Here is an 8,499-nt window from a genome sequence, read left to right on the forward strand (position 1 = left end):
TTGCGCACGATATCGGCCCCGCGCACGCCCCAAAGCGGACACGGCGCGCCCGAAACGTGAGGAGCACCCCAAAGGTGGAACAACGACAGTCATTGCCCGGAGTCACGCAGCGTGATACACAGAGTGACGGTACGGGCTCCTCATCATGATCCGAACCACTTCTCCGCAGGTCAGGACAAGTGGCATCGGTCATACGTGCGGAGATCGGGTAAAGAGACCCGCCAAGTCGGCATACGAGGGCGGTTTCATCAGCGAAGATAGAAGAGATGGCCCATGCCGAGGGGCAAGGGCAGCGAACAACCCGACAGGGGCGGTGAGTTACACATGATCCTGGCAGCCGAAAAGGGCGATATCACCACCATCATTGGCGGAATCGCTCCAAATTGGGGGCCTTTCGGAGGCCTGGGGAACGAGGCCCGGGTGATGATCGAGGTAGTGATGGCCGTGGCCATCCTGCTCTGCCTCGGCATCGCGATCTGGGGCGCGGCCAAACAGCGGATCGGCGCGACCGCGCTGCGCGACACCTTCAGCGCGGAACAGGGCAAGGGCCTGATCGTCGCCGGTCTGACCGGCGTCTTCATCATCGGGTCGCTGGGAACCGTCTTCACCATCGTGTACGGGATGGCCGTCTGACCCCACCACCTCACCCCCATCCCACCGGTCCCCACCTCCTCCCCGCGTGCCCGGCCCACCCTCAGAGGTTGCGTCTCCCCGATGTCCAGTCACCACACCGCGCCCGCGCGGACAGCAGCGCGACTACCGTCGTCGTATGACTCGATGTCATACGACACGGGTCCGCACCTGGTTGAGGGAGGGCGTCTCCCCCAGCGGAGCGAGGGGAAGTACGCAAGATGAGCCTCGGGGACGACCACGGCTACCCCGGTGACCCGGGTGGCCGCGCCGACGACGGCTTCGGCGGCTCGGGCCAGACCCGCACCCGCCTGCCCGGCACCTCCGACACCGACCCCTACACCACCTCCCGCCGCCCGCCCCGGGCCTCCCGCTCCGTCATCACGGTCGTGGGAGTCGTCGTCCTGCTGATCGCCGCCATCGCCTTCGCGAACCGCGGCGGCACCCCCGCCGACGACACCCCCTCCTCCACCACGGACAAGGGCCCGGGCCCGGCGGCGACGGCGGCGACCGGGGTGAAGCCGGTGAAGGGGGAGTCGGAGGGGATTCCGACGGGGTACGCGAGGGATGAGCAGGGGGCACAGAGCGCCGCCTCCAACTTCGCCGTCGCACTCGGTTCCAACGGCATGTTCAACACCCGGAGCCGTCACATCATCGTGGACACCGTCTACACCCCCGCGGCGGTCACCCGGCTGAAGGGGCCTCAGGACAAGGCCTACTCACCGGAATTCCTGGACACCATGGGCCTGGACGCCGATGGCGAGGCCCCCAAGGGCAGCACCTTCGTCTCACGCACCGTGCCCGTCGGCACCAAGGTGGAGAGCTTCACCCAGGACGCCGCCAAGGTCTCGGTCTGGTACATGGGACTGATCGGCATGTCGGGCCCCGACTCCAGGGACCCGGTCCGGACCACCTGGAAGACCTGGACCTTCGACCTGAAGTGGACGTCGGGCGACTGGAAGGTCGAGGCCGACACGGACCGGGACGGGCCGGCGCCCGTCCCTGGCGATGTCGCCGCCTCCACTGCGGACGAGATCAGCAAGGCCGTCGCGGAATTCGGAGGGTTCACTTATGCCCGGTAGCCCTCGTTCTCCCATCGGAAGCACCGAAGGGCGTCCCCGGCCGGGGAAGGGCTCCACCCGGCTCTCCCCCGGGGCATCCGCCGGCGGGGATGCCGGAGGCCGGCCGGCCCGCAGGCGCGGAGGGACGCTCCTCGGCGCGTTCGCGGGAATCCAGGCGTCACTCGTGCTGCTCGCGTCCCGCGCCGCCGCCGCGCCGACCCCCGCGCCCACACCGACTCCGAGCCCGAGCCCGAGCCCGAGCGGCGAGGACAAATGCCGCTACCTGAGCAGCCAGTCCAGGCGCTACTGCGAGGAAGAGGAAGGCACCAGCGGCTCCAGCCGCAGCACCACCCTCGACCCCACCGACGCCGCCGACCCCCTCGGCGCCCTCGGCCGGGCCTGCACCGACGCCGCGTCCTGGACCGTCGACACCCTCTCCAAGGCCGTCGAGTCCACCGCCACCGTCGACTTCACCAACACCACCTTCCTCTCCCAGTACGCCATCGTCTTCGCCGCCACCACCGTCCTCACCCTCGTCCTCTGGCTCCTCGCCGTCGCCAAGCGGGCCATCCGCGGCGTACCCCTCACCACCGCGCTCTCCGAGGCCATCGGCTTCCTCTGGCTGGCCGTCCTCGCCTCCGCCTTCACCCCGCTGATCCTCTACACCCTGGTCTCCGCCACCGACGGGGTCACCGAGGTCATCACCGGCGGCACCGGCGACCAGACCGATAAATTCTTCGGGAACTTCTCCGCCGCGCTCAAACAGGGCAACGACATCGGCGGCGGCCCGATCATGCAGATCGTGGTCTCCCTCGTCACCATCGTCGCGGCCGGAGTCCTCTACCTCGAACTGTTCATCCGCGCGATCGTCCTCTACGTCGGCGCCATCCTCGGCGTCGTCGTCTACTCCGGACTCGTCGACAAGAACATGTGGGGCAACGTCCGCCGCTGGGCCGGCATCATGATCGCGATCATCCTGGTCAAACCGGTCATCGCCATCGTCCTCGGCCTCGCGGGCGCCCTCACCAACTCCGAGGAGACCGACTCCATCGGCGCGATCGTCTCCGGACTCGCGATCATCATCCTCGCCATCATCGCCTCCGGAATGATCTACCGCTTCGTCCCCGGCTTCGGCGACGAGATCGTCGCCTCCCGCAACAACCGCGTCCAGGGCGGAGTCGAGAACCGCGCAGCCGCCGTCATCAGCTCCCCCGCCGCCCTGGTCTCCCAGGGCATCAAGACCCACAGCGCCCGGGGCAACACCGGCGGCGGCGACGGCGGCGGCGGGTCCTCCGCACCCCGGCCCGCCAACCCCGTCGGCGGCGGCGTCGCCGCCCACAGCAGCCGCCCCACCGGCGGCGGCGCGGCCACCGCCGGGCCCGCGGCGGGGAGCACGGCGCCCCCACCCCGTAGCAGCGCGCCCAGCACCAACACCCCGCACAGCAACCGCAAGAGCACAGGAGGTGGAGGGCGTTGACGACCCAGTCCCATCCCATCGCGCCCCGCCGGACCTATCTGATCGGCCGGGCCCGGCCGAACGCCATCATCGGCAAGAACCGCGAGACCGGCGAGATCGCCCTGATCATCGCCGGCGCGTTCCTCGGCATGATGAGCGGACTGATCGTCCCCGTGCTCACCCTGCGGATCGTGCTGCTGATGGGCTTCCCGATGCTCGCCCTCGCGGCCGTGTACGTCCCGTACAAGCACCGCACCTTCTACAAGTGGTTCGAGATCAACCGCAGCTTCAAGCGGAGCGTGCGCGGCGGCAAGACCGCCTACCGCTCCTCCGCCGTCGAGGCCGGCACCGCGCTCGACGGGCGCGAGGTGGAGATCGGGCCGCCGCCCGGCATCGGCCGGATCAACTGGCTCGCCGCCCCCTTCGGCCCCGACGAGATCGCCGTCCTCCTGCACGCCGACCGCCGGACCGTCACCGCCGCCATCGAGATCGAGGGCCCCGGCGTCGGACTGCGCGACAGCGAGGACCAGGAGGCCCTGGTCGACCGCTTCGGCACCCTCCTCAAGCACGTCGCCAACGGCGACGGCTTCGTGACCCGGCTCCAGATCCTCGCCCGCACCCTCCCCGCCGACCCCGACGCCCACGCCAAGGACGTCGCCCAGCGCGGCGACACCCACGCCCCGCCCTGGCTGCGCGACTCCTACGACCAGCTCCAGTCGATGGTCTCCACCTCCAGCGAGCAGCACCGCGCCTATCTCGTCGCCTGTATGCACTACACCCGCGAGCTGGCCGCCGAGGCCAACGCCATGGCCCGCGCGGCCCGCGCCGCCGGCGGCGGCAAGGCCCGCAGGCTCGACAAGGACGCCGGCCTCGCCGTCGTCATGGCCCGTGAGCTGACCGACATCTGCGCCCGGCTCGCCGAGGCCGACATCCGGGTCCGCCAGCCGCTCGGCCAGGGCCGGCTCGCCTCCCTCGTGCACTCGATGTACGACCCCGACCACCCCATCGACCACATCCAGGCCATGACCAAGCGCAACGCCTGGCCCGCCGAGCTGGACGCCATGGAGCCCACCTATCTCCAGGCCAAGACCCGCGAATCCTCCACCCGCGCGCCCTGGTGCCACTCCACCGCCTGGGTGAAGGAGTGGCCGATGACCCCGGTCGGCGTCAACTTCCTCGCCCCGCTGCTCGTCCACACCCCCGATGTGATCCGTACGGTGGCGGTCACCATGGACCTCGAACCCACCGAAGTCGCCATCGAGCGCATGCTCACCGAGAAGACCAACGACGAGGCCGACGCCAGCCGCGCCGCGAAGATGAACCGTACGGTCGACCCGCGCGACATCGCCGCGCACGGCCGGCTCGACCAGCGGGGTGAAGATCTCGCCAGTGGGGCGGCGGGCGTCAACCTCGTCGGGTACATCACTGTGTCGTCGCGTTCGCCCGAAGCCCTGGCCAGGGACAAGCGGACGATCAGAGCCTCGGCGGGCAAGTCGTATCTGAAGCTGGAGTGGTGCGACCGCGAACACCACCGGGCCTTTGTGAACACTCTTCCGTTCGCGACCGGCATCCGCCGTTAGGGGCCTTGATCCTGATGCGAGATCCGATGTCCGTCCTCACCGAGGCCTTCACCGCCTTCGTCTTCGGCAAGGTGGAGACGACCCGGCTGCCCGTGCGCACCTCCACCGGGCAGGCGCAGGCCGTCTATCTGCCGACCGCGGCCCCGGGCCTCGGCGACTCGGGCGTGATCATCGGCCGTGAGGTCTACAGCGGCAAGGGGTACATCTACGACCCGTTCCAGCTGTACGGGCAGCAACTGCCCGCCCCGCACTGGCTGGTCCTCGGTGAGTCCGGCAACGGCAAGTCGGCGCTGGAGAAGACGTACGTCCTGCGCCAGCTCCGCTTCCGGGACCGGCAGGTCGTGGTGCTCGACGCCCAGGGCGAGGACGGCGTCGGCGAGTGGAACCTCATCGCGCAGGAGCTGGGGATAACCCCCATCCGGCTCGACCCGATGACCGCGCTCGACGGCGGCATCCGGCTCAACCCGCTCGACCCCGCGATCACCACCACGGGCCAGCTCGCTCTGCTCCGCACCATCATCGAGGTCGCGATGGGGCACGGCCTGGACGAGCGGGCGGGCTTCGCGCTCAAGGTCGCCCACGCCTATGTCAACGAGACCATCACCAACCGTCAGCCCGTCCTGACCGACATCGTCGACCAGCTGCGCCACCCGGAACCCGAGTCGGCCGAGGCGATGAATGTCGACATAGACGATGTCAGGGCCTGGGGCCTGGATGTCGCGCTGGTCCTGGACCGGCTGGTCGACGGCGACCTGCGGGGCATGTTCGACGGCCCGACGACGGTCGGGATCGACCTCGACGCGCCGCTGATCGTCTTCGATCTCTCCCATATCGACCGCAACTCGATCGCGATGCCGATCCTGATGGCGATCGTCGGCGTCTGGCTGGAGCACACCTGGATTCGCCCCGACCGGAAGAAACGCATCTTCCTGGTCGAGGAGGCCTGGCACATCATCAACTCGCCGTTCGTCGCCCAGCTCTTCCAGCGGCTGCTGAAGTTCGGCCGCCGCCTCGGTCTCTCCTTCGTCGCGGTCGTCCACCACCTCTCCGATGTCGTCGACGGCGCCGCCGCGCGGGAGGCGGCGGCCATCCTGAAGATGGCCTCCACCCGGACGATCTACGCCCAGAAGGCGGACGAGGCGAGAGCGACGGGCCGGGTCCTCGGGCTGCCCCGCTGGGCGGTGGAGATCATTCCGACCCTTACGCCCGGCATCGCCGTCTGGGATGTCAACGGCAATGTCCAGGTCGTCAAACACCTGATCACCGAGGCCGAGCGGCCCCTGGTCTTCACCGACCGGGCCATGACCGAGTCCTCGGGGTCCGTGCTCTCGGAGGATCTGGCCGCCGCGGAGTGGGAGGCGGAACAGCGGGCGGCCCTGATCGAGCGCCACAAGCTGGACGAGTCCCCCGAGTCGACGGTGGCATGACATGCGGCAGCCCGAACAGCACGGTCACGGGGGCCGGCAGGGAAGCGGGGGCATCCCGGACGGACTGCTGCTCGGGCTCCTCGGTCTCGGCGTCAGCTCACTGGTGCTGGTCTGGACGGCGACCGGGCTGTCGGGCCTGCTGTCCCACGGCTCCTGGCCGTCGGACGTCACCTTCAAGAACACCCCGCAGGCCCTGCGCTCCCTCGTCTCCGCTCCCCAGGACCTGGCCGCGGCCTGGCCGGGGACCCCGGAGGGCGAGCTGTCCGGATACGGACTCTTCTGGGGTCTGGTGATCAGTCAGCTGATGGTGCTGCTGGTTCTGGCGGTCTTCGTCCTGGGGACGGTGGCGCGCTGGAAGGCCGTACGGGAGAACCGCCGGGCGGAGGCCACCGCCGGGCACGACACGGCCGAGCCCCTCTCCGCCCCCGCACCGGCCGCTGCCCCCGCCACCGACGCCCCCGGACATCCGGCGCCCTCGACGACGCCTCCCCCGACGACGACCGGACATCCGGCGCCGGCCACCACGCCGACCAGCGCTCCGGCCGACCCGTCACCGGCCGATACGACACCGCCACCGGCCCCGGCTCCGGTCCCGGTCCCGGTCCCGACCCCAGCCCCGGTTCCGGTCCTCAGCGGCCCTCCGCTCCCGTCCCCCCGCGCCCCGCGGCTGCTCTACGGCGGACCCGACACCCGCCGCCCCGCCGCCCTCCAGGCCGTACTCGACGCCGAGGGACCCGCCGTCGTCGTCACCTCCGACCCCGCCGTCTGGTCCGAGACCAAGGACGCCCGCGCCAAGCTCGGCCCGGTGCTCGTCTACGACCCGGGCCACCTCTGCGACACCCCGGCGCGCCTCCACTGGTCGCCCACCAGCCGCTGCGAGGACGCCGGGACCGCCGCCGACCGCGCCACCGCGCTCCTCGCCCCCGTCCGCCCCCACGCGCTCCTCGACGCCGTGATGGCCGACACCGCCGAGACCCTGCTGCGCTGCTGGCTGCACGCCGCCGCCGTGGACGGCAGGCCCTTCAAACAGGTCCACCGCTGGGCACAGGGCGGCGGCGCCCACGACGCCGTACGCATCCTCCGTACCCACCCCAAGGCCGGCGGCGGCCTCGCCGGACTGCTGGAGTCCGCCCTCACCGCCCACCCGGAACGCCGCGAGATCGCCCAGCAGTTGGTGGCCCGGGCACTCTCAGCGCTCTCCTCGATCCATATCCGCGAGGCTTGCACTCCGAACCGGACAGATTCCCTCACCTTGGAATCATTTGCGGATGAAGGGGGAACCCTCTATCTGGTGGGTGAACCCATTGAGGACCCGAGATCCCGCCCCGGAGCGATGCCACTGCTCACCGCACTGGCAGCAGACGTGGTCGAGCACGGCCGCCGCATGGCCGCACGGTCATCCGCCGGCCGGCTCGACCCACCAATGACCCTCGTTCTGGACGATGTCGCCGCGGTGGCTCCGCTTCCCCGGCTCCCGGAGCTGCTGGCGACCGGCCAGGACCAGGGCCTGCCGACCCTGGTCCTGCTCCGCTCCGCCGAACAGGCACGCTCCCGCTGGCCGGAGCCCCTCCCCCACTGACTCCGCGGCTGAACGGCGGTCAGCGGCGGTGCCCGGAAAGGGCGCCGGCGGCGGATCTCGGACGGCGGGCTTCTCGGCCCTCACTGGGTGATAGCCGGCCCGCTCGTCGACGGGCCCCCGTCCATCTTCGCCGCGGACACCGGCAAGGAAGTGATCGAGGTCTCCGATTCGCGGGCCACTGCCCCGACTCGATGACCATCGCGGAGTGCGCCGACGCGGGCCAGCAGACCATCGAGCATCTGCACGCCCTGCTCCTGGCCGGTTCCGCCGACGAACAGCGGATACGGGAGGGCCTGGCGAAGGTACGCCTGGACCCGGCCGAACCGTCCAGCCTCGCCCGCTACCGCTCCTGGTTCCACCAGGTGCACACCCTGGAGCACGAGGCCGTACGCGGCTACCACCGGGACCGCGCCCGCCGGCTCTTCGACCGGCTCGCCGCCCGGGGCACCCATGTGGTGCCGACGCTCTCCGTCCACCACCGTCTGGAGCGCCCGGATGAGATCCCCGGCTCCCTCCCGGAGGCCGGATGTGTGCCGTCCTGGCTCGTGGAGAGCTGGCCGGCGACCTGGGAGGGGCTGATCGGCGGCCGGACCCCGCAGGAGGAGGGCATGCTGCGCGAGATCCACGACCACCGGCTGCTGCTGAGCACAGAGCAGACAGACACGGAACAGAAAAGGTCCTGAACGCAGAAATGCCTCAGCCCCCCGGACCATAAAGATCCAGGGGACTGAGGCTAAAAATTGTTCGGCGGCGTCCTACTCTCCCA

Annotated in this window: 7 protein-coding genes; all 7 read left to right on the plus strand. The window is 70.4% G+C overall.

From position 1 onward, the window contains the following. The first annotated feature begins 324 nt into the window (after positions 1 to 324). The 7 genes from ACWCRA_RS31780 to ACWCRA_RS31810 all read left to right on the plus strand — a co-directional run bounded on the left by ACWCRA_RS31780 (position 325) and on the right by ACWCRA_RS31810 (position 8,416). Positions 325 to 633 carry a hypothetical protein gene (locus tag ACWCRA_RS31780; RefSeq protein ID WP_153482055.1) on the plus strand — a complete coding sequence of 103 codons (309 nt, stop codon included), beginning with the start codon at positions 325 to 327 and terminating at the stop codon, positions 631 to 633. Between the two features lie 218 nt (positions 634 to 851). Continuing rightward, entirely contained in the window at positions 852 to 1,712 is an 861-nt protein-coding gene (locus ACWCRA_RS31785) for a hypothetical protein (protein ID WP_451069199.1), read from the plus strand. 163 nt (positions 1,713 to 1,875) lie between these two features. Further along, positions 1,876 to 3,168 carry a hypothetical protein gene (locus ACWCRA_RS31790; RefSeq protein ID WP_451069200.1) on the plus strand — a complete coding sequence of 431 codons (1,293 nt, stop codon included), beginning with the start codon at positions 1,876 to 1,878 and terminating at the stop codon, positions 3,166 to 3,168. After that, complete coding sequence (locus ACWCRA_RS31795; protein ID WP_351558080.1) at positions 3,165 to 4,727, plus strand: SCO6880 family protein; 1,563 nt, start codon at positions 3,165 to 3,167, stop codon at positions 4,725 to 4,727. The genes ACWCRA_RS31790 and ACWCRA_RS31795 overlap by 4 nt, the downstream gene beginning before the upstream one ends. Before the next feature lie 14 nt (positions 4,728 to 4,741). Beyond that, positions 4,742 to 6,154 (plus strand): ATP-binding protein, encoded by a 1,413-nt coding sequence (locus ACWCRA_RS31800; RefSeq protein ID WP_351558081.1) that lies wholly within the window; start codon positions 4,742 to 4,744, stop codon positions 6,152 to 6,154. A gap of 1 nt (position 6,155) precedes the next feature. Then, positions 6,156 to 7,733 carry a type IV secretory system conjugative DNA transfer family protein gene (locus tag ACWCRA_RS31805; RefSeq protein ID WP_451069201.1) on the plus strand — a complete coding sequence of 526 codons (1,578 nt, stop codon included), beginning with the start codon at positions 6,156 to 6,158 and terminating at the stop codon, positions 7,731 to 7,733. 191 nt (positions 7,734 to 7,924) lie between these two features. Then, the gene (locus ACWCRA_RS31810; RefSeq protein WP_451069202.1) at positions 7,925 to 8,416 is read left to right on the plus strand and encodes a hypothetical protein; all 492 of its coding nucleotides are present in this window, start codon (positions 7,925 to 7,927) and stop codon (positions 8,414 to 8,416) included. The last annotated feature ends 83 nt before the right edge of the window (positions 8,417 to 8,499 follow it).

This window comes from Streptomyces sp. NPDC001889, assembly GCF_053594535.1.

Bases quoted from the DNA above. Each gene is read 5' to 3' on its own strand.
- ACWCRA_RS31780 (WP_153482055.1), top strand. From the start codon at position 325: ATGATCCTGGCAGCCGAAAAGGGCGATATCACCACCATCATTGGCGGA.
- ACWCRA_RS31785 (WP_451069199.1), top strand. From the start codon at position 852: ATGAGCCTCGGGGACGACCACGGCTACCCCGGTGACCCGGGTGGCCGC.
- ACWCRA_RS31800 (WP_351558081.1), top strand. From the start codon at position 4,742: ATGCGAGATCCGATGTCCGTCCTCACCGAGGCCTTCACCGCCTTCGTC.
- ACWCRA_RS31805 (WP_451069201.1), top strand. From the start codon at position 6,156: ATGCGGCAGCCCGAACAGCACGGTCACGGGGGCCGGCAGGGAAGCGGG.
- ACWCRA_RS31810 (WP_451069202.1), top strand. From the start codon at position 7,925: ATGACCATCGCGGAGTGCGCCGACGCGGGCCAGCAGACCATCGAGCAT.